Origin of the sequence: Furfurilactobacillus cerevisiae (assembly GCF_048961765.1) — a bacterium.
Classification (GTDB): Bacteria; Bacillota; Bacilli; order Lactobacillales; family Lactobacillaceae; genus Furfurilactobacillus; species Furfurilactobacillus milii_A.
In genome coordinates this window covers 1,555,310-1,574,860 of sequence record NZ_CP185253.1, presented here as the reverse complement: position 1 = coordinate 1,574,860, position 19,551 = coordinate 1,555,310, and the positions used below count along the sequence as shown (strand labels likewise).

At 39.9% G+C, this 19,551-nt stretch carries 22 protein-coding genes; 8 read left to right on the top strand and 14 right to left on the bottom strand.

Annotated elements, in window-relative coordinates; genetic code table 11:
- Positions 1 to 52: 52 nt before the first annotated feature.
- The 6 genes from ABUE36_RS07500 to ABUE36_RS07475 form a co-directional block, all read right to left on the bottom strand.
- Positions 53 to 1,321: a cation:proton antiporter gene (locus tag ABUE36_RS07500; protein WP_421016495.1), complete on the bottom strand. Its 1,269-nt coding sequence runs from the start codon at positions 1,319 to 1,321 to the stop codon at positions 53 to 55.
- Positions 1,322 to 1,477: 156 nt separating this feature from the next.
- The gene (locus ABUE36_RS07495; protein ID WP_421016494.1) at positions 1,478 to 2,194 is read right to left on the bottom strand and encodes an SDR family NAD(P)-dependent oxidoreductase; all 717 of its coding nucleotides are present in this window, start codon (positions 2,192 to 2,194) and stop codon (positions 1,478 to 1,480) included.
- Between the two features lie 12 nt (positions 2,195 to 2,206).
- Complete coding sequence (locus ABUE36_RS07490) at positions 2,207 to 2,572, bottom strand: cyclophilin-like fold protein (protein WP_421016493.1); 366 nt, start codon at positions 2,570 to 2,572, stop codon at positions 2,207 to 2,209.
- A gap of 312 nt (positions 2,573 to 2,884) precedes the next feature.
- Positions 2,885 to 3,622 carry an IS21-like element helper ATPase IstB gene (gene istB, locus ABUE36_RS07485; RefSeq protein WP_014386885.1) on the bottom strand — a complete coding sequence of 246 codons (738 nt, stop codon included), beginning with the start codon at positions 3,620 to 3,622 and terminating at the stop codon, positions 2,885 to 2,887.
- A gap of 9 nt (positions 3,623 to 3,631) precedes the next feature.
- Positions 3,632 to 4,855: an IS21 family transposase gene (gene istA / locus ABUE36_RS07480; RefSeq protein ID WP_003555353.1), complete on the bottom strand. Its 1,224-nt coding sequence runs from the start codon at positions 4,853 to 4,855 to the stop codon at positions 3,632 to 3,634.
- An 86-nt stretch (positions 4,856 to 4,941) separates the two neighbouring features.
- Positions 4,942 to 5,772, bottom strand: coding sequence for an aldo/keto reductase (locus ABUE36_RS07475; RefSeq protein ID WP_421016492.1), 831 nt, complete (start codon positions 5,770 to 5,772; stop codon positions 4,942 to 4,944).
- A 200-nt stretch (positions 5,773 to 5,972) separates the two neighbouring features.
- On the opposite strand from ABUE36_RS07475, the gene ABUE36_RS07470 reads away from it, so the two are divergent.
- The 5 genes from ABUE36_RS07470 to ABUE36_RS07450 all read left to right on the top strand — a co-directional run bounded on the left by ABUE36_RS07470 (position 5,973) and on the right by ABUE36_RS07450 (position 11,162).
- Complete coding sequence (locus tag ABUE36_RS07470) at positions 5,973 to 6,875, top strand: LysR family transcriptional regulator (protein ID WP_421016491.1); 903 nt, start codon at positions 5,973 to 5,975, stop codon at positions 6,873 to 6,875.
- 281 nt (positions 6,876 to 7,156) lie between these two features.
- The gene (locus ABUE36_RS07465; RefSeq protein ID WP_011373852.1) at positions 7,157 to 8,077 is read left to right on the top strand and encodes an IS30-like element ISLsa1 family transposase; all 921 of its coding nucleotides are present in this window, start codon (positions 7,157 to 7,159) and stop codon (positions 8,075 to 8,077) included.
- Between the two features lie 16 nt (positions 8,078 to 8,093).
- Positions 8,094 to 9,068, top strand: coding sequence for an aldo/keto reductase (locus ABUE36_RS07460; RefSeq protein WP_421016490.1), 975 nt, complete (start codon positions 8,094 to 8,096; stop codon positions 9,066 to 9,068).
- Positions 9,069 to 9,139: 71 nt separating this feature from the next.
- On the top strand, positions 9,140 to 9,784 hold the full coding sequence (locus tag ABUE36_RS07455; RefSeq protein ID WP_421016489.1) for an NAD(P)-dependent oxidoreductase: 645 nt from the start codon (positions 9,140 to 9,142) through the stop codon (positions 9,782 to 9,784).
- Positions 9,785 to 10,232: 448 nt separating this feature from the next.
- Positions 10,233 to 11,162: an IS30-like element ISLpl1 family transposase gene (locus tag ABUE36_RS07450; protein ID WP_096109805.1), complete on the top strand. Its 930-nt coding sequence runs from the start codon at positions 10,233 to 10,235 to the stop codon at positions 11,160 to 11,162.
- Here ABUE36_RS07450 and ABUE36_RS07445 read toward each other — a convergent pair.
- Positions 11,128 to 11,670, bottom strand: a complete 543-nt coding sequence (locus tag ABUE36_RS07445; RefSeq protein WP_421016488.1) for a hypothetical protein — start codon at positions 11,668 to 11,670, stop codon at positions 11,128 to 11,130. The genes ABUE36_RS07450 and ABUE36_RS07445 overlap by 35 nt on opposite strands.
- A gap of 148 nt (positions 11,671 to 11,818) precedes the next feature.
- Here ABUE36_RS07445 and istA (ABUE36_RS07440) point away from each other — a divergent pair, with 148 nt between their 5' ends.
- Entirely contained in the window at positions 11,819 to 13,042 is a 1,224-nt protein-coding gene (gene istA, locus ABUE36_RS07440) for an IS21 family transposase (RefSeq protein WP_003555353.1), read from the top strand.
- A gap of 9 nt (positions 13,043 to 13,051) precedes the next feature.
- Positions 13,052 to 13,789 carry an IS21-like element helper ATPase IstB gene (istB, locus tag ABUE36_RS07435; RefSeq protein WP_014386885.1) on the top strand — a complete coding sequence of 246 codons (738 nt, stop codon included), beginning with the start codon at positions 13,052 to 13,054 and terminating at the stop codon, positions 13,787 to 13,789.
- A gap of 34 nt (positions 13,790 to 13,823) precedes the next feature.
- On the opposite strand, the gene ABUE36_RS07430 is transcribed toward istB (ABUE36_RS07435), so the two are convergent.
- Complete coding sequence (locus tag ABUE36_RS07430) at positions 13,824 to 13,982, bottom strand: hypothetical protein (RefSeq protein ID WP_421016487.1); 159 nt, start codon at positions 13,980 to 13,982, stop codon at positions 13,824 to 13,826.
- A 70-nt stretch (positions 13,983 to 14,052) separates the two neighbouring features.
- A complete protein-coding gene (locus ABUE36_RS07425; protein ID WP_161001280.1) occupies positions 14,053 to 14,817 on the bottom strand; it encodes a DUF6287 domain-containing protein in 765 nt (254 codons plus the stop codon).
- A gap of 153 nt (positions 14,818 to 14,970) precedes the next feature.
- Between ABUE36_RS07425 and ABUE36_RS07420 the strand changes: the two genes are divergently transcribed.
- Positions 14,971 to 15,135, top strand: coding sequence for a helix-turn-helix domain-containing protein (locus ABUE36_RS07420; protein ID WP_421016486.1), 165 nt, complete (start codon positions 14,971 to 14,973; stop codon positions 15,133 to 15,135).
- 11 nt (positions 15,136 to 15,146) lie between these two features.
- On the opposite strand, the gene istB (ABUE36_RS07415) is transcribed toward ABUE36_RS07420, so the two are convergent.
- From istB (ABUE36_RS07415) to ABUE36_RS07395, 5 genes are all read right to left on the bottom strand, one after another.
- A complete protein-coding gene (gene istB, locus ABUE36_RS07415) occupies positions 15,147 to 15,884 on the bottom strand; it encodes an IS21-like element helper ATPase IstB (protein ID WP_014386885.1) in 738 nt (245 codons plus the stop codon).
- Positions 15,885 to 15,893: 9 nt separating this feature from the next.
- On the bottom strand, positions 15,894 to 17,117 hold the full coding sequence (gene istA / locus ABUE36_RS07410; protein ID WP_003555353.1) for an IS21 family transposase: 1,224 nt from the start codon (positions 17,115 to 17,117) through the stop codon (positions 15,894 to 15,896).
- Positions 17,118 to 17,522: 405 nt separating this feature from the next.
- Entirely contained in the window at positions 17,523 to 17,744 is a 222-nt protein-coding gene (locus tag ABUE36_RS07405) for a YozE family protein (protein ID WP_017261909.1), read from the bottom strand.
- A gap of 59 nt (positions 17,745 to 17,803) precedes the next feature.
- The gene (locus ABUE36_RS07400) at positions 17,804 to 18,430 is read right to left on the bottom strand and encodes a YpmS family protein (protein ID WP_161001278.1); all 627 of its coding nucleotides are present in this window, start codon (positions 18,428 to 18,430) and stop codon (positions 17,804 to 17,806) included.
- A 43-nt stretch (positions 18,431 to 18,473) separates the two neighbouring features.
- Positions 18,474 to 19,517 (bottom strand): GDSL-type esterase/lipase family protein, encoded by a 1,044-nt coding sequence (locus ABUE36_RS07395; protein ID WP_161001277.1) that lies wholly within the window; start codon positions 19,515 to 19,517, stop codon positions 18,474 to 18,476.
- Positions 19,518 to 19,551 lie beyond the last annotated feature (34 nt).

Sequence of the window (19,551 nt, the reverse complement as noted above, 5' to 3'; positions counted from 1 at the left end):
AGGAAGCTGATCTTTTTTGTCCGAACAGCGTTCGGATTAATTTTACAATCTACTAAATAACCTGTTTCTCACTGTGATGAATTGGGGTTTTAGGATAAGCTTTTAAAAGTAATGGTGTGACAAACATTGGCATCAACATACTCAGTATTACAACTGTTAAAGTTATCAGAATAATGGCAGCTCTCAAATCAGCTGATAATCCAGTTACAGTTAACGGAATCGACAATGCCATCATCAGAGTTACAGTTCCATGAACACCATTTATCCCTGCTAATAAACCATTAATAACTGTTTTATTATGCCGGTTACCTTTTTGAGGGACAATCCCTGAAGAAAACCAAAACACACGCAAACCAAATAAAACCAAATATAACAAGATGCCAATTAAAATAGATGTGCCGATAGAAACATTATGCGTATTAGCTAACCTAATGATGCTTGGTAGATTAAGCCCCATAATAACAAAAACAGTGCCATTGAGAATTGAGTTGACCATGCCCTCCACTGCAAAATCCGTATTCTGAGTTTGAGCGGTGCTCAATTGCCAATTATTTTGTTCCCAAGTACGCAATATGCCTGCTGCCACAACAGCCAAAATTCCAGACATCTTTAATTCTTCAGCGATAAAATAAACGATATATGGTGTTGCCATAATATACGGCACAATAATCATATTGGTGTTTATTTCATGAATAATCAACCAACGCCGACAAAACATAAACAACCAGCCAAGTATTAATCCCAGTATTATGCCACCGATGAATACATAGATAAAATCACCAATACCACTGACTAGTGAAAAATGTCCAGTTGTTAAAGCACTCAATGCCAAATTAAATGCCACAAGCCCAGAGGCGTCATTTAATAGCGATTCATTTTGCAACATATTATCTAAATATTTGGGCAATGGCGTTCCTGCAGTAATCGATTGATAAGCCACGGCATCAGTCGGTGACAGAATTGCGGCTAGCATAAAGCCGCCAAACCAACTCAGTTGTGGTGTAATCAAATGAGCAACGGTACCAACAACTAAAATGGACATTACCACTAGATTAATAGCCAACGATAACGTTGATCGCAATGAACGTGCAAATCTTCCAAGATTAACCCGGCGACTATCACTGAACATCAGAGTTGAGATAACGACTAATAAAAAGATTTCAGGCGCAATGGTAAAGTGTTGATAGAGTGGAAAGTAGGATAGCAACCAGCCAATCGCAATCTGGAAGAAAAATACTGGAATTTTATCAAACTTTTGAAATAATATTTGTGCTGGAACCACGGCTAATAATAAAAGTATAATTGCAAAAAATAACTGCATGAACTGCCTCCTAAGAAAAATGGCTAGTTTGAATTTTTTTGAAACAGAGACTTTTGACTTAAACAAAATTGATGAAATGACATTCAATTAGGCTAACCCAAAAATCAAAAGACCCCACGATTGATGAGGTCTTTCTATAATCAACTCAAATTCTCTTTACTTAACAAAATTGACTCCAGAAATCTTTTGCATTTCTGTTAGAAACCTATCTTGAATCGTTTCATCGTCGGCTCGACGATCATAAGTGGCTAACTTCATGTGATGATAATAATTTCCACTGACAGAAACATTGTTTAACGTAGCTAACCAAACTTGCGTCGTATACCCGAGCGTTAAATCATCACTAGCAGCAGCGCCACCCATTCTAGTTGGAACCCAACCAGGATCAACCGCAGTTGCTGTGACATTTGGCCATAAACGAGCTAATACCTTTGTTAATAACAAAATCTGTAGTTTAGATCCTGAATAATCTAAATCCATCAAATTATCCAAATTCAAATGACTACCAACATGCATTCCCGAAGAGACAAAAATTAGCCGTTTGGGTTGCTTGACTAACATAGTTAACAAGTATGGAGCCAGGACGTTAACTTGAAAGGTCAATTTAGCATTACCAGTGTATACGCCTGCATTATGAATAATTGCGTCAAAACTTCCTAATTTGTTAATTTGTTTTGCTAGGTTATCAATGTCTTTTCTCGAAGATAAATCGCCAATTACAATATTTTTTACTTGCGGCAACGCCTGCTTGACTTCTGCAGCCCTTTGCTCGTTTCGTGCATGTAAAACAACTTCATTTCCTTGGCTAATCAATTTTTTAGCAGTTAATAAACCTAAACCTTCTGTTGATCCTGTAACTAAAATTTTTGCCATGTTTACCTCTCCTTAAAATTTAAATTTTGCACTAATGACTATATCGCTTGCTTGTTGAGCAAGCGTTTCTAAATTTTCCTTGGGCCTACCTAGTAAATATAAATCGTTTGCTGGTTCGCTGATGGCATCACGATAATAAATGGTAACGGTTTGCAAACTCGGAACGTAGTACAGACCTCTGCGAGGAGGCATCACGATTTTAGGAAGACTTTCAATATTTAATTTTCTTGGAAGATATCCCCAGTAATGTGTATCTTGACCAACGTATAAATCAATGATTACAGGTAGCAAGTGATAAAAGCCTTCGCTCAGATCATTTTCAATTAGTTCAAATTCATATCCTTGCTTACAAGTCTGCAATAAAACATTCCCTATCATCGTTTGACACCTCTTATCTATCACCGGGCAAAATCACAAACTGTCAAAATGCTAAAAGAATACAATCTAAAATTCAATGTATAAAATAAAAAACAACCTAAAGAACTTTTAGATTGTCTTTTTGTATCAAATGCGATCACGATAACGTTATTTTATTCACCTTTGTCAAAATTAAGCATCGTTCTCACGAAATTCAAAATGACCAGTTTTAACAAAACGAGCAAACATTTCGACGGTTTCAGGATCATGTGGATGTCAAGGGCAGTTTAAAAATGTAGGTTTTCGGCAGAAAGAAATGTAGGTTTTCGGCAGTTACTTGAGGCCACGTAATCGGTAAGATTTACCAGTGATCTTCACTACGTGAACATGATGAACCAAGCGATCGAGAATGGCTGCTGTCACAGTTGGGTTCTGGAAAATATCAACCCAAGCGGATAGATCACTATTGCTGGTAATGATCGTTGAATGCTTTTCATAGCGGGCATTGACTAGCTGAAATAAGAGGTTAGCTTCTTGGTGACCAATTGGCAAATACCCAATTTCATCAATAATTAATAGGTCATAGCGCGAATAGCGGCTTAGAGATCGATCAAGCAGTCCTTTTTCGTAAGCTGCTCTCAATCTAATCAACAGCTCATGACAATTAATAAAGAGAACCCGACAGCCCTGTTTACAGGCCTCAATCCCAATACTAATTGCCAAGTGGGTTTTACCGACTCCCGGATTGCCAATAAAGATTAAGTTTTCAGACTTTTCCATAAAAGCCAGATTCTGGAATTCCAGAACCTCTTGGCGATTCATACTGGGTTGAAAGCTAAAATCAAATGTATCTAGGGATTTTGTATTGGGGAACCGAGCACGGCCAATGGCCCGTGCAATCTGACCTTCGTGTCGATTCTGGAGTTCCGAATTAGTTAAATCAATTAGCGCCTCAGTTAATGACAGATTATCAGTGTGAATTTGATCAAGGTAATTCGGCAAGTATTCACGGATTTTGTTTAACCCTAAGCGCTCAAGATTATTTAAAAGAATTTGATTATTAGTGGTCATGGTAGCCTCCTATAAGTTGTCGTAATCAGTCATATGTTCACGAATGTAAGCTGAAATGTCTTCATCTGTCCGCCCTTTAAGCAAATCAGATTTGAGGATATTGAACTGATCTTGGGGGTCATAATTCAGCGAATTGGTAGTTATGGAGTGCGTACGAATTTCTTCTCCGTTATAATAAATGTGAATGCGCTGCTCATCATTGGAGATTTCAACAGCAACCGTACAACCAATGTATCGCGGATCTACTGAGTACTTACATTTGCGGAAATTGATCATGGCCTCCTTCGAAACGACACGGGTAATGTTTTCTTCGAAGTATGGTTCAAGGAGATTAACTGGAACGCGATGAAGGTACTCTTTTTCTTCGTCTAACCATTTCAGGTACGGGACTTCGTCCGTGGCCTGCGAAGTTTCATGATTTAGATCATCTCGGAGCATATGAACTAGTTCGATTAGCTCAGTTCCATCAGCAAATTCAGTATTGTATGGCCGTAAACGTTCAACCGTGCGAGCAAGGGCTTCAACTGCACCTTTAGTTTGTGGTCTGAATGGTCGACAAGCAATTGGTGTGAAACCGGCATCTTTACAGAATTCGTGGAACCGTTCGTTAAAGACAGCGTGGCCAAACTGGGATTTTGTATGATCCACAACGGTTTTCATATTATCAAACCAGATTTCCGTCGGAATACCTCCGGTATGAAGGAAAGCGTCGTGTAAGCAAGAAAAGAGGGTATCTTGGCTCCGATCAAAGGTTAGTGTCATATATTTGAGTTTTGAATAAGGCAATACATACAAGAAAATATTGAATTTAAACAGCTCACCCTCGCTGCTCACTAGGGCCATTTCTTCTTTCCAGTCAACTTGAGCAGAGAGACCAGGGGAATGTTCAATCCGAATGGTAGCTTTCTTAACTCGTTCTCGGCGGGTTTGGCGACAATAATCTTTCACGAGGGTATAGCTGCCGGTAAAGCCCTTCTTCTGGATAAATTTAAAAATTGAAGCAGCCGAACAATTTAGTTCAAGCTTTGAATCGATGGTTTGCTTGAATGGATCCAGTAAACTTGGCCGTTTCGGTCGACCACTTGGTCGGCCCTTAAGTCCAGCTTTGACTTCCTCATAGGCTTTCTTAACGGTTCGATAATCAACATTATATTGCCGGGCAATCTCGGCGAAGTTAGGCTTAATATTTTCAGTCACGTAAATCGTCACTCCTTCTCTTAAATCACGTCTCACATCAAATTCCTCCTACACTCTGATGTGATTCATGATACAAAAAATGTAGGAAAACCAACAGTTCTAACCTGCCGTTTTCCTACATTTTACGAGTGCCTTTTACAATGTGGACTAAAGAAAAGCGTATCACCAGTGTCCAAACCACGAATTTCTTTTAAATCTTCTTCGTTAAGTTTGAAATCCCAAATATTCAAATTTTCAGCCATTCGCTCTTTATGAACAGATTTAGGAATAATAACAACCCCGTTTTGCGTTAAATAACGTAAGGCAACTTGTGGTCCAGTTTTCCCATATTTTTGACCAATTCGTTTCAAAGTTTCGTTTTTAAAGAAGTCATGTCTGCCTTCCGCAAATGGTCCCCATGATTCAATCTGAGTATTATGACGATCCATGTACTTTCGTAAATCCCATTCCTGATCAAACACATGTGTTTCAACTTGGTTAACAGCTGGAGTGACATCACTGTATTGCACTAAATCGACATATCGATCTGGCATGAAATTAGCAACCCCAATGGCACGAATTTTGCCAGCTTTATAAAGTTCCTCTAACGCTTGATAAGCACCATAATAATCTCCGTATGGTTGGTGCAACAAAACTAAATTTATATAATCCGTTTGCAAATCCTGCAAAGATCTTTCCACAGAATCCTTAGTGGCTTGATAACCATAATTACTGATCCAAACTTTTGTAGTAACAAAGATATCCTCGCGACTGAGACCACTTTCTGAAATTGCAGCGCCCACTGCGCCTTCATTGTCATAAGCTTGTGCTGTATCAATCATTCGGTAACCAGTTGAAAAGGCATCTAACACTGTTTGTTTAACCTCATCAAAACTCCCAGCATCTAGAACGCCTAATCCTTCTTGTGGCATTTCGACACCATTGTTTAATTTAATCATTGGAACTTCAGTCATTGTTGCTTCCTCCTAAAATCAAAAAAATGTTAAAATGTTGCGTTTAAAGAGAATAAACTTTTGATTACAGATCATTACGATCAAAAGGTAACTTCAACGTTTCAACACAAGCTATACTATCAGCCATTTGTTTGACAGCGAAGTGGTCAAAATGTTTAAATGGCATTAACTTTAGGTTAATACTAGGGAGCTGTCGGTGAATGATTAATCAAATGTATATGACCTTTTTACAAGTGGCACAAAGTGGTAGCTTTTCCAAAGCTGCTCAGCGTCTCTTCATTTCTCCAGTTTCTGTCATGAAGCAAATCAATAATTTGGAGGCACAATTGGAAGTCCCACTTTTTAAACGGAGTACACAAGGTGTCATACTTACTGATGCCGGTAAAAGTCTGTTTGATTCCGTCACTAAAATCAACATCACTGCAAATACCGCAATTGAAAAGGCCCGAGAAACTGGTCAAAAAAGCAAGCAGGTTATTAATGTTGGTGCGTCGATCATGCGGCCTGGGACACCATTGGTTGAAATTTGGCGACAATATAGTCAGGCACTCAAAAATTTCAAACTCCAGGTGGTTCCTATTAACGATGATGACATCACTTTAAAAACTCCGTCGGCAAAGATTGGCACAGAAATAGATTGTGTATCTGGGCCTACTGATTCACTGCAATGGCAACAAAATTACAGCGTACTAGTTTTAGGAATGGATCAGTTTCGATTGGCCGTTCCTCGTACTCATCGACTAGCTGAAAAGGACAAATTAAATTTTGACGATTTAAATGGGGAGACGATTGTCTGCCCTCCACGTGATCAAGCTTCCATTATTGATAAAATTTGTCATGATATTGAAAAGAATCATCCGCAAATCAAAATCATTAATACAACACGTTTTTTTAATACCGATGTATTTAATGAATACGCAAATTCTGATGATCTTTTGTTAACTCGTGATATTTGGAGTAACCTACAACCGCTAATGAAGACCGTTCCAGTAAACTGGACTTATGAATCTCCCTATGGATTGATCTATGCAAAGAAGCCATCAATAAAAGTGCAACAATTCGTCAAAATCATTAGTCAAAACGTACACACCAATCAAAAGTGAAAAACAACAGTGAGCTGAAAATAGCGACTCACTGTTGTTTTTTTGATAGTATTTCATTCCTTATTAACTTCAAGTTAATACTCTTTTAGCCGTTTAGTCCCTTCGCTTTTACTGAAACTGCAATTAATATAATTTGTATTCGGAATTGCCAAACGTCCGATAAGAAAGGAATTTTATTAAAATGGCAAATTCTATAATTAATCCGAACAGAAATTAAAAAGCCCAAAGTAATCACTTACAATGGTAGTAGCTAATTCCAACCAATATAGGGAGTGATTACTTTGGGTACATCTACTTTATCACGTTTTCAACGTGGCGCACTAGCACAACTGGTCAATGAGGGGAATAAATCTTACCAAGTAATGGCTGACGCCTTAGGCGTCGCCAAAGCTACGATTAGCTATGAGTTGGACCGGGTTAAACCTTATGATCCAGAATTAGCTCAGCAAGATGCAGATCGCAAAAGGCGGAATTGCGGTCGTCGTTCGATGCTGACGGCAGCATTAGCGACTTTAATTACCAATCACTTACGATTAACCTGGTCACCAGAAACCATTGCGGCCGCTTATAACTTGAGCACTGCGTCAATTTATAATTGGCTTAATCGTGGCTGGCTCCCCTTCAAATTGACTGATCTACCCAATCGGAATGTCCGCCAGCACCGAGTGAGCGAAAATCGTGGGAAATTTACAAGTGGGACTTCCATCGAACAACGGCCAACAACTGTTAATCAACGATTAGCTTTTGGTCATTGGGAAGTAGATACGGTGCTTTCTAGTCGAAGTGAGTCACGATCATGTCTGGTTACATTCGTAGAACGTAAGACCCGACTTCTATGGGCCATCAAAGCCCCTAATAGAACGGCTAAGGCTCTAAACACCGCCTTTGGCAAGTTTATGGGGGCCTTCGGTCCCCAAGTAAAATCCATTACTGTTGATCATGGTAAAGAGTTTGCCAATTATCAGGCCTTAGAACAGGATTATCAGATCAAAGTTTATTTTTGCCATCCATATTCACCATGGGAGCGAGGTTCCAATGAATATTTTAATAGACGGTTACGCTGGTTCTTCCCGAAAAAGACCAATTTTAGCCAAGTAACGACTGATGAGATCCTAGCAGCACTTGAACTAATTAATCAACGACCATTAAAAATACATCATCAACAGACTGCCATTGAAAGATTCCGGGCTTGTTCGGATTAAACTTGTAATTTGCCAAATGAAGACAAGAAAACTAAACGATTTAACAGTTTCGGCGATTGGATTTGGTTCAATGGGATTATCGCACGCCTATGGCAACGCCCTTGATCCAGTAACTGCCGAAAAGCGAATTCGAGAAGCATATGAAGCTGGCTACACAATGTTCGATACAGCTGAGCTTTACGTTGGTCAGCAAGCAGATGGAACACCATCGATTAATGAAGAGCTTGTTGGTCAAGCACTCAAGCCAATCCGTGACAAGGTTGTTATCGCCAGCAAGGGTGGTCTTTATTGGAATAATGATCATACCAAGAGTATTCCAAACGCTCAACCAGATAGTCTACGTCATTCACTTGAAGGTAGTTTAAAACGATTAGGTGTTGATTCCATTGATTTATATTATCAGCATCAGGAGGATCCAAACGTTAGTCCAGAAGAAGTTGCGGACTTAATGGGACAGTTTATTAAAGAGGGTAAGATTCAACACTGGGGAATTTCCAACGCTTCAGCTGATTACATCAAGCGAGCTAACGCAGTGACAAAGGTTACAGCTGTTCAAACCCGTTATTCCATGATGGCTAGAAAAGCCGAGCAGCTACTGCCCCTACTAGAAAGTCTGCACATTGGCCTAGTCGCATACAGTCCAATGGCGAATGGATTTCTGTCAGGAAATATCAAACAGAATACTCAGTATGATCAAAAGAGTGATTTCAGAAGCCACATGCCACAGTATTCTCCAGAAGGTATTCAAAAAGCCCAGCAACTGACAGAACTGATTAACCAGTTGGCGGCGAAGCACACTGCCAGTCCAGCCCAAGTTTCACTCGCTTGGTTGTTAAATCAAAAACCCTGGATTGTGCCAATTCCAGGAAGCAGTAAAACTGAACGCATTCAAGAAAATGCTGGCGCAGCGGATATTGAGCTGCCCGAATCTGAACTCAAACAAATTAGAGAATTGCTATCAAATATTGAATTAGACGTTCTTGGGAATTAAAAAGCCGTCGTCTTAGCGATCACGCATTAAAGATTCACTACTCAATAAACTAGAAAGAAGATCATAATAATATGAAAATTGCTGTCATTGGTGCTTATGGTAAAACTGGTCAAGCCGTCATCAAAGAAGCTCAAGACCGTGGACATGAAATACTGGCCATTGCACACAAACGTCATGAAAATTTAGATCTACATGGAGCTCAAATTTTAATAAAGGATATTATGGATTTAACTGCCAAGGATTTTGATGGCGCCGACGCTATTATTGACGCAGTTAGTGCTTGGACCCCCGAGACCTTCGCAGTTCACACTACTGGACTTTCGCATATTGCTACCCTACTAAATGGCACTAAAACCCGTTATTTAAAAGTTGGCGGCGCTGGAACTTTGTTCATAAACAGTGAACACACAAAAATGATCAAGGATCGTGACAACTACCCCACTGACTGGTTGCCTTTAGCAAACGCTCTGGTAGCGAGCCTGAATCGCCTACGCTCCTATTCGAATATCCAATGGACCTATGTAACTCCAGCATTTAATTACGATCCAGATGGTGCAAAAACAGGCAATTACCACATTGATGGTGAAGAATATCGAGCCCAAAATGACGATGATCATTATATTAGTTATGCCGACTACGCCATTGGCCTGTTAGATATGATTGAACAGAAAAGTTACCTTCGTCAACGCGTCACACTGGTTGGAAAAAAATCATAAGACTTTTACACATGTAAATTAAGGAGCTAATCCATATAGTTTGCAGAGCAAGTCATGAGATAAAATATCAAAGAGTAGGTGCCATTTTTACGGTGACCTACTTTTTTAAGTCATCAGATATTGAGAAAAATAATCTATTAATTGTTGTTCTATTTTAAAAGTTCTTCTAAAATCTACTGTTCAACAGATTTAGCGAGCAGAAAAAAGCCTCTCATTAACCAGTATTGTGGGCCTAGATTTCACAAGATATCAATTGCTTTTTTTCACAGCAGAACTTGTAAAGATGATAATAAAAAACTTTAAAGAATCATTGCTTTGACACGTCAATGATTCTTTAAAGTTTTTAAATAGTAGATTGTAAAATTAATCCGAACGCTGTTCGGACAAAAAAGATCAGCTTCCTTTAAAATGGTGTTTACAACAAACCCATCTTTTAGGAGCTGATCTTTTGTCTAGTATAACCTATTCCGAACGAATTAAAATCGAAACCTTTTGTGAACTAGGGCTGTCCAATATCCAAATGGGCGTTCGGCTGAACCGATCACCGTCAACAATTTCTTATGAATTATCTCGATGTCAACCTTATCAGGCTGAATTAGCACAAACAGATGCCGAATACAAGCGATCACGATGTGGTCGGAAAACTAAGCTGAGCGATGAGTTAAAGCAAACAATTCTCAACCATTTACATCTAAGCTGGTCACCAGGAATGATTGCTCACGAATTTAAACTAGCGACTAAATCTATTTATAATTGGCTAAATCAGGGGAGAATTGGTTTCTCCTTGAATGATCTACCTGAACATGGCGTACGCCAACGGCGTAACGTTGACCAACGATCCAAATATAATCAATCTTTGGGGCGATCGATTGAACAGCGTCCCATGATGATTAATCAACGTAATCGCATCGGTGATTTTGAACTAGATACCGTCGTTGGCCCTCGTGGGCATAGTAAGGCAGTTTTATTAACTTTAATCGATCGCAAATCACGGTTCCTTTGGGCATATCGGTTAAAGGACCGAACGACAGCGAGTGTTAATGAAGCACTGACTAAGTTCCTAACAACTTTTAATGGACCGGTGCACAGTTTTACTGTGGACCGTGGTACTGAGTTTAGTGGGCTAGTATCATTTGAATCACAATATGGTATTAAGACCTATTACTGTCATGCTTATACGCCAGCTGAACGTGGTAGTAATGAACGCTTTAATCGGAATTTACGTTATTTTTATCCTAAGGGGACTCGTTTTGAGCACATTAGTGCTCAAGATTTAACGACGACGTTACTCCAAATTAACCAGAGACCGCTTAAAATACTTGACTGGAAAACACCGTATCAGGTTATGCTGACCAATTTGTCCAAAAATTCGGATTAAATTTGCAATCTACCTTATCGCTGACTTTTCCACCTTTAAATACTGAATCACGTATGTTTGCCTTGCTTTTATTCATATACAAACCGTTTGAATCGGCATAATTGATAGATGATTGATTACAAATCATTTGAGCGTTTTCATCCAAATAAATTTCAGCATTAATTAATGAATTTACTATCTCGACGCTGGAATCATTTACATAAATTTGATGTTCACCATCACAAATCTTGCTCTCATGCACAGTTACGGTGTCCAGAAATAAATGCGCTTTATTATCAGCATAGATGATAGGATAATTTTTACCTGTCGATGCGGTATTTTCAAATTGAACATTCTTGCATGACAATGATGCAGATTTCTGAACTGTAACGCAATTAGCCTTTTCAGAATCCCGACTAACCCATAAATCACGCAAAGTAACATTGGCTTCATCGCTGATAATCAAATGACCGATTAATACAGTTGAAAAATTTTTTGTTCCATCTTGATTTTGGGAAAAATGGCCCATGATAGTAAGATTTTTACTGATTGTAATTGCATCTTCGTAATATCTGTAAAAGGCACCCGTAAAATGTAGGAAAACGGCAGGTTAGAACTGTTGGTTTTCCTACATTTTTTGTATCATGAATCACATCAGAGTGTAGGAGGAATTTGATGTGAGACGTGATTTAAGAGAAGGAGTGACGATTTACGTGACTGAAAATATTAAGCCTAACTTCGCCGAGATTGCCCGGCAATATAATGTTGATTATCGAACCGTTAAGAAAGCCTATGAGGAAGTCAAAGCTGGACTTAAGGGCCGACCAAGTGGTCGACCGAAACGGCCAAGTTTACTGGATCCATTCAAGCAAACCATCGATTCAAAGCTTGAACTAAATTGTTCGGCTGCTTCAATTTTTAAATTTATCCAGAAGAAGGGCTTTACCGGCAGCTATACCCTCGTGAAAGATTATTGTCGCCAAACCCGCCGAGAACGAGTTAAGAAAGCTACCATTCGGATTGAACATTCCCCTGGTCTCTCTGCTCAAGTTGACTGGAAAGAAGAAATGGCCCTAGTGAGCAGCGAGGGTGAGCTGTTTAAATTCAATATTTTCTTGTATGTATTGCCTTATTCAAAACTCAAATATATGACACTAACCTTTGATCGGAGCCAAGATACCCTCTTTTCTTGCTTACACGACGCTTTCCTTCATACCGGAGGTATTCCGACGGAAATCTGGTTTGATAATATGAAAACCGTTGTGGATCATACAAAATCCCAGTTTGGCCACGCTGTCTTTAACGAACGGTTCCACGAATTCTGTAAAGATGCCGGTTTCACACCAATTGCTTGTCGACCATTCAGACCACAAACTAAAGGTGCAGTTGAAGCCCTTGCTCGCACGGTTGAACGTTTACGGCCATACAATACTGAATTTGCTGATGGAACTGAGCTAATCGAACTAGTTCATATGCTCCGAGATGATCTAAATCATGAAACTTCGCAGGCCACGGACGAAGTCCCGTACCTGAAATGGTTAGACGAAGAAAAAGAGTACCTTCATCGCGTTCCAGTTAATCTCCTTGAACCATACTTCGAAGAAAACATTACCCGTGTCGTTTCGAAGGAGGCCATGATCAATTTCCGCAAATGTAAGTACTCAGTAGATCCGCGATACATTGGTTGTACGGTTGCTGTTGAAATCTCCAATGATGAGCAGCGCATTCACATTTATTATAACGGAGAAGAAATTCGTACGCACTCCATAACTACCAATTCGCTGAATTATGACCCCCAAGATCAGTTCAATATCCTCAAATCTGATTTGCTTAAAGGGCGGACAGATGAAGACATTTCAGCTTACATTCGTGAACATATGACTGATTACGACAACTTATAGGAGGCTACCATGACCACTAATAATCAAATTCTTTTAAATAATCTTGAGCGCTTAGGGTTAAACAAAATCCGTGAATACTTGCCGAATTACCTTGATCAAATTCACACTGATAATCTGTCATTAACTGAGGCGCTAATTGATTTAACTAATTCGGAACTCCAGAATCGACACGAAGGTCAGATTGCACGGGCCATTGGCCGTGCTCGGTTCCCCAATACAAAATCCCTAGATACATTTGATTTTAGCTTTCAACCCAGTATGAATCGCCAAGAGGTTCTGGAATTCCAGAATCTGGCTTTTATGGAAAAGTCTGAAAACTTAATCTTTATTGGCAATCCGGGAGTCGGTAAAACCCACTTGGCAATTAGTATTGGGATTGAGGCCTGTAAACAGGGCTGTCGGGTTCTCTTTATTAATTGTCATGAGCTGTTGATTAGATTGAGAGCAGCTTACGAAAAAGGACTGCTTGATCGATCTCTAAGCCGCTATTCGCGCTATGACCTATTAATTATTGATGAAATTGGGTATTTGCCAATTGGTCACCAAGAAGCTAACCTCTTATTTCAGCTAGTCAATGCCCGCTATGAAAAGCATTCAACGATCATTACCAGCAATAGTGATCTATCCGCTTGGGTTGATATTTTCCAGAACCCAACTGTGACAGCAGCCATTCTCGATCGCTTGGTTCATCATGTTCACGTAGTGAAGATCACTGGTAAATCTTACCGATTACGTGGCCTCAAGTAACTGCCGAAAACCTACATTTCTTTCTGCCGAAAACCTACATTTTTAAACTGCCCTTGACATAATATCCTCTAAAACCGTCTTCAATCTCTATTGTGTCGCCATTTTCGGCGGTCTCAATTGCATCTTCCAAATTCCAATTTTTATTGGATGAAAAAATTGAAGTTTTTTGTTCCCCTACTAAATAAGTTGACATTATATGTCTCAGGCCTTTCACACAAATCTTCAAATATAGTTTTCGTAATTTACGTCTAATTATTCAGACGCTATTGCTGCACAAAATACTCGGTATAACAGTTATTGCTTGTCCAAAAGACAATCCGATTCTTTGAAGTGTCATCAGTCACACCGTTGTTCATGTTTGTAGGGCCGGTTACACCCTGGGGATAAAAGTCAATCGACCAATTTATTGCATTATCGTCTGACAAATCTGCAGTTACAAAACCATCCCTTAAGGAGTACTTCATATGAAGTGGCTCTTCATTTTTTTGAAAAAGTTTATTTCCTTCAAGAGTGACAAAACCATCACTGATTTTTTGATTGTCCACCGTCAGGGTTGAAGTTAATTCAGAAGGATCCTGCGTCCACTGAACGCCTGGAGCATCTGGATGATGATTACTGGCTGTCGCCGTTTCCACCCAAGTACCGGTCAAACTACTAAAATCACCATTTTGAATTTGATTAAAGCTCATTGTTTCTGGTGAAAAATTTTGTTCGGAATCCACACTTCTACTCTTTTTAACCGAGCTGTTTACTGATGAAGCTTCAGTTGAAGAACTTATTAAACTGCTTGCACTATCGGAGCTATCACTAGTTGAGTTGCTACTTGAATCTGAATTTGAGCTAAACTCATTTGCGTCACTTTTTGATGAAGAAACAGAGCTAATTTTACTAGCCGAAAAACTAGATGTTCTCCTACTACTAGTTTCTGCCGTGTCAGACTGTTTGGATTGACAACCAGCTAGTACACCACCAGAAGTCAGCACTAAACCAATAACAATAGCAACTGTCTTTTTCTTATATGTATTCATTTCACAGATTCCCCTTGTTGCAAAGACTCGTCTATACCCTCATTACGTACAGCTAATATTAGCAAAGTTTCTCAAAAATATCAATATTAGATGTACTAGATAAGACTATTTCATATACGCAACTTTGCTACTCTGTAACGAGGGTGTAAACTCATGACAATAGAGTTTTTTGGAACAAAGTTAAAGGCCGTTCGAAAATCAAAGCGTTTAACCCAACTAGATTTAGCCGAACGCCTTGAAGTTAGCAAAGGAACAGTTTCTGCTTACGAGTGTCAAGGGCAGTTTAAAAATGTAGGTTTTCGGCAGAAAGAAATGTAGGTTTTCGGCAGTTACTTGAGGCCACGTAATCGGTAAGATTTACCAGTGATCTTCACTACGTGAACATGATGAACCAAGCGATCGAGAATGGCTGCTGTCACAGTTGGGTTCTGGAAAATATCAACCCAAGCGGATAGATCACTATTGCTGGTAATGATCGTTGAATGCTTTTCATAGCGGGCATTGACTAGCTGAAATAAGAGGTTAGCTTCTTGGTGACCAATTGGCAAATACCCAATTTCATCAATAATTAATAGGTCATAGCGCGAATAGCGGCTTAGAGATCGATCAAGCAGTCCTTTTTCGTAAGCTGCTCTCAATCTAATCAACAGCTCATGACAATTAATAAAGAGAACCCGACAGCCCTGTTTACAGGCCTCAATCCCAATACTAATTGCCAAGTGGGTTTTACCGACTCCCGGATTGCCAATAAAGATTAAGTTTTCAGACTTTTCCATAAAAGCCAGATTCTGGAATTCCAGAACCTCTTGGCGATTCATACTGGGTTGAAAGCTAAAATCAAATGTATCTAGGGATTTTGTATTGGGGAACCGAGCACGGCCAATGGCCCGTGCAATCTGACCTTCGTGTCGATTCTGGAGTTCCGAATTAGTTAAATCAATTAGCGCCTCAGTTAATGACAGATTATCAGTGTGAATTTGATCAAGGTAATTCGGCAAGTATTCACGGATTTTGTTTAACCCTAAGCGCTCAAGATTATTTAAAAGAATTTGATTATTAGTGGTCATGGTAGCCTCCTATAAGTTGTCGTAATCAGTCATATGTTCACGAATGTAAGCTGAAATGTCTTCATCTGTCCGCCCTTTAAGCAAATCAGATTTGAGGATATTGAACTGATCTTGGGGGTCATAATTCAGCGAATTGGTAGTTATGGAGTGCGTACGAATTTCTTCTCCGTTATAATAAATGTGAATGCGCTGCTCATCATTGGAGATTTCAACAGCAACCGTACAACCAATGTATCGCGGATCTACTGAGTACTTACATTTGCGGAAATTGATCATGGCCTCCTTCGAAACGACACGGGTAATGTTTTCTTCGAAGTATGGTTCAAGGAGATTAACTGGAACGCGATGAAGGTACTCTTTTTCTTCGTCTAACCATTTCAGGTACGGGACTTCGTCCGTGGCCTGCGAAGTTTCATGATTTAGATCATCTCGGAGCATATGAACTAGTTCGATTAGCTCAGTTCCATCAGCAAATTCAGTATTGTATGGCCGTAAACGTTCAACCGTGCGAGCAAGGGCTTCAACTGCACCTTTAGTTTGTGGTCTGAATGGTCGACAAGCAATTGGTGTGAAACCGGCATCTTTACAGAATTCGTGGAACCGTTCGTTAAAGACAGCGTGGCCAAACTGGGATTTTGTATGATCCACAACGGTTTTCATATTATCAAACCAGATTTCCGTCGGAATACCTCCGGTATGAAGGAAAGCGTCGTGTAAGCAAGAAAAGAGGGTATCTTGGCTCCGATCAAAGGTTAGTGTCATATATTTGAGTTTTGAATAAGGCAATACATACAAGAAAATATTGAATTTAAACAGCTCACCCTCGCTGCTCACTAGGGCCATTTCTTCTTTCCAGTCAACTTGAGCAGAGAGACCAGGGGAATGTTCAATCCGAATGGTAGCTTTCTTAACTCGTTCTCGGCGGGTTTGGCGACAATAATCTTTCACGAGGGTATAGCTGCCGGTAAAGCCCTTCTTCTGGATAAATTTAAAAATTGAAGCAGCCGAACAATTTAGTTCAAGCTTTGAATCGATGGTTTGCTTGAATGGATCCAGTAAACTTGGCCGTTTCGGTCGACCACTTGGTCGGCCCTTAAGTCCAGCTTTGACTTCCTCATAGGCTTTCTTAACGGTTCGATAATCAACATTATATTGCCGGGCAATCTCGGCGAAGTTAGGCTTAATATTTTCAGTCACGTAAATCGTCACTCCTTCTCTTAAATCACGTCTCACATCAAATTCCTCCTACACTCTGATGTGATTCATGATACAAAAAATGTAGGAAAACCAACAGTTCTAACCTGCCGTTTTCCTACATTTTACGGGTGCCTTTTACATACGAGCAAGGATTGTCTTATCCGTCAATCGAGACACTCGTTAAAATTTGTGATATTTTGGACACCTCAGCAGATTATCTGCTGGGTCGTTCCGATGACATCCCGTTCAAAATGGGCGGTTTAACTGATGCTCAACAACAGACAGTCCTCCAGTTCGTATCTTTAATTGAACGTTCCAACGAAATTATCAATGACAAGTAAACTGCTTAGCCATTCTTGAAGAACGATTCTATTCAATTCAAAAAGACCGACACAACGAATTCTAAAAATTCGTTATGCCGGTCTTTTTGAAGTTTCTACTCTATAATTCCGATTCCTGATACATATGCCAGGCTTCGTCGAACACATCCATACTTTGCAGATAGTTACCATTTAACTCAAGGTAGCGGGACACATCGTCAAAGTTCTGAGACTGTTTGGGAAAAGCTTGGTCTAAAAATGCGTTATTAGCAAATTGAGCGACTGGTTCATAACTTTCTGCATTGCGTTGCGTCATTAGGTACTGGTAAAAACTACGTCGCATGATAGTGCTCCTTTCTTTGAACTGTTTAATTGCTGAAACCTGATGGAAGTTTCATCTGCTTATTTAACTTCTTTATCAAACTGAGCCTTTGGAATACCTGCTTTGAAAATGTATGTGCCGCTGTTCACGTCTAATGTTTCAGCCCGGATGGCTAAAGAACGACGTGGTCCTATCTTATGCAAATCCAATAGCACCGTGTCTGTTTTAGCGTTGGCACTGACACCCTTTGGAAATTTGTAATGACGAGCGACAAATCCCATCACAAAGTGTACAGGCAATTGAAGCCGTCCAATTGCCATTCTAGAGGCATGGAGTTTAACATTACCGGATTTGGTAACACTAGGATCCATAATCAATCCGTACGTTAGTTTAACACCAAGAAATTTGGTTGTCCCGTATAGCATTGCGTGTTTATTAATCACAAAACGATAATGATACTTGTTATCTTTCGTATTGTTAATGTAGTAATCTGCAAGTGCGTTCACCTGTTTAGTATTAAGCTGCACCTGAAATGTGGCGTTTGATTGTTGCACTGGGCGGGTTACCTCAGCAGGCTCCGGCATCGGTTTTGTTGCTTCAACACCGACCCAGATCCCGGCAATCACAATGAGACTAATTAACGTGATTGCAGTGATTTTCCACCAGTTGCGTTGGTGTTTTGGTTTAACTTCCTGCCTTGTTTGCATACTGATTTATTGAACCTCCGTTGCGGTGAAAATGGTCAAAAATTTATTTGGGCATCCAGGACTGGTGATCCTGCATCGTCTTATACAGCGTGGCAGTCATTTTTGAATATCCCAAATGGTTTGGGTGAAAATGATCTGCCGGCGATAAATAATCATTCAATTCACCAGTAGAACCGCCGACTAGCGCCTTTTCGACATTTTGACCGTCAAAGCTATTGTTATTATTTGCCTTAGCATCCTTGGCAGCCAAAGCAGACCGCTTTGCAACAGTATCATATTGACCGTACGAAAGACGTTCGTTAATATTCATGAAATATAATTTACTGATATTGTTAGCCGTTGCTTTTGTGACCTGGTTAAAGCCAGTGATATAAGTATTTAGTTGATCTACGTTGGCAAAATAAACGTAAACCGGGTTGTAAATACTGAATAAAAAGATTGGCGCATTTGTATTTAAGTTACGAACTGCCGTCAGCAGACTCAGGAGCTTTGTGGCATACTTCTGTTGAGTTGTTGCAACGACAGCATCCATCTGGGTCACAGTGGATTTGCCAGACAGAGTAGCCGTTTGTAATCCCTGCATCAGGTCATTACCACCGACTGTCATCGTAATGGCATCTGCATTAGCAACCTGTTTTTGCATTGCTGGCGACTGATTTAATCGCTTTAAAATTTGATCGGAACGATCGCCGGCTTTTCCGTAGTTATGGGTCGTTACGTTTAACTGATCTTTATCAGTTAATTTCGTTTTAATTTGACCAACATAGCCGCCATTCTTAGCTTGATCGCCGACACCCTGCGTCAAAGAATCACCGAGGGCAACAACGGTCACCTTTTTACGTTTGGCAGAAGTCTTACTTTTTGATTTGTTAGTCGTTTGTTTATGTGACTTAGCGGAACTCTTGCTACTCGAGCTGTCTTTTGAAGACGCTTTTCTGTTAACGTTAGGTGCTAACTGACTTGGTTGTGTGCGATGTTGCGGTTGCATTGCCTCATGGCTGCTTTGATAAAGCCACCAGGTTGCCCCAAGCGCCACCACAATGGCAACAACTAGCAACGCTCTAATCCACCATTTAAAAAATTTCATTGATCGCTCCTTTCTATCAGTTAATCCTATGATC

Excerpts from the sequence above, each read along its gene's own strand:
- ABUE36_RS07430 (WP_421016487.1), bottom strand. The coding sequence starts at position 13,982 with ATGTCAACTTATTTAGTAGGGGAACAAAAAACTTCAATTTTTTCATCC.
- istB (WP_014386885.1), bottom strand. The coding sequence starts at position 15,884 with ATGACCACTAATAATCAAATTCTTTTAAATAATCTTGAGCGCTTAGGG.
- ABUE36_RS07405 (WP_017261909.1), bottom strand. The coding sequence starts at position 17,744 with ATGCGACGTAGTTTTTACCAGTACCTAATGACGCAACGCAATGCAGAA.
- ABUE36_RS07455 (WP_421016489.1), top strand. The coding sequence starts at position 9,140 with ATGAAAATTGCTGTCATTGGTGCTTATGGTAAAACTGGTCAAGCCGTC.
- istB (WP_014386885.1), top strand. The coding sequence starts at position 13,052 with ATGACCACTAATAATCAAATTCTTTTAAATAATCTTGAGCGCTTAGGG.
- ABUE36_RS07460 (WP_421016490.1), top strand. The coding sequence starts at position 8,094 with ATGAAGACAAGAAAACTAAACGATTTAACAGTTTCGGCGATTGGATTT.
- ABUE36_RS07400 (WP_161001278.1), bottom strand. The coding sequence starts at position 18,430 with ATGCAAACAAGGCAGGAAGTTAAACCAAAACACCAACGCAACTGGTGG.
- ABUE36_RS07425 (WP_161001280.1), bottom strand. The coding sequence starts at position 14,817 with ATGAATACATATAAGAAAAAGACAGTTGCTATTGTTATTGGTTTAGTG.
- ABUE36_RS07470 (WP_421016491.1), top strand. The coding sequence starts at position 5,973 with ATGATTAATCAAATGTATATGACCTTTTTACAAGTGGCACAAAGTGGT.
- istB (WP_014386885.1), bottom strand. The coding sequence starts at position 3,622 with ATGACCACTAATAATCAAATTCTTTTAAATAATCTTGAGCGCTTAGGG.
- ABUE36_RS07495 (WP_421016494.1), bottom strand. The coding sequence starts at position 2,194 with ATGGCAAAAATTTTAGTTACAGGATCAACAGAAGGTTTAGGTTTATTA.
- ABUE36_RS07500 (WP_421016495.1), bottom strand. The coding sequence starts at position 1,321 with ATGCAGTTATTTTTTGCAATTATACTTTTATTATTAGCCGTGGTTCCA.
- ABUE36_RS07490 (WP_421016493.1), bottom strand. The coding sequence starts at position 2,572 with ATGATAGGGAATGTTTTATTGCAGACTTGTAAGCAAGGATATGAATTT.
- ABUE36_RS07475 (WP_421016492.1), bottom strand. The coding sequence starts at position 5,772 with ATGACTGAAGTTCCAATGATTAAATTAAACAATGGTGTCGAAATGCCA.
- ABUE36_RS07445 (WP_421016488.1), bottom strand. The coding sequence starts at position 11,670 with ATGGGCCATTTTTCCCAAAATCAAGATGGAACAAAAAATTTTTCAACT.
- ABUE36_RS07420 (WP_421016486.1), top strand. The coding sequence starts at position 14,971 with ATGACAATAGAGTTTTTTGGAACAAAGTTAAAGGCCGTTCGAAAATCA.
- ABUE36_RS07395 (WP_161001277.1), bottom strand. The coding sequence starts at position 19,517 with ATGAAATTTTTTAAATGGTGGATTAGAGCGTTGCTAGTTGTTGCCATT.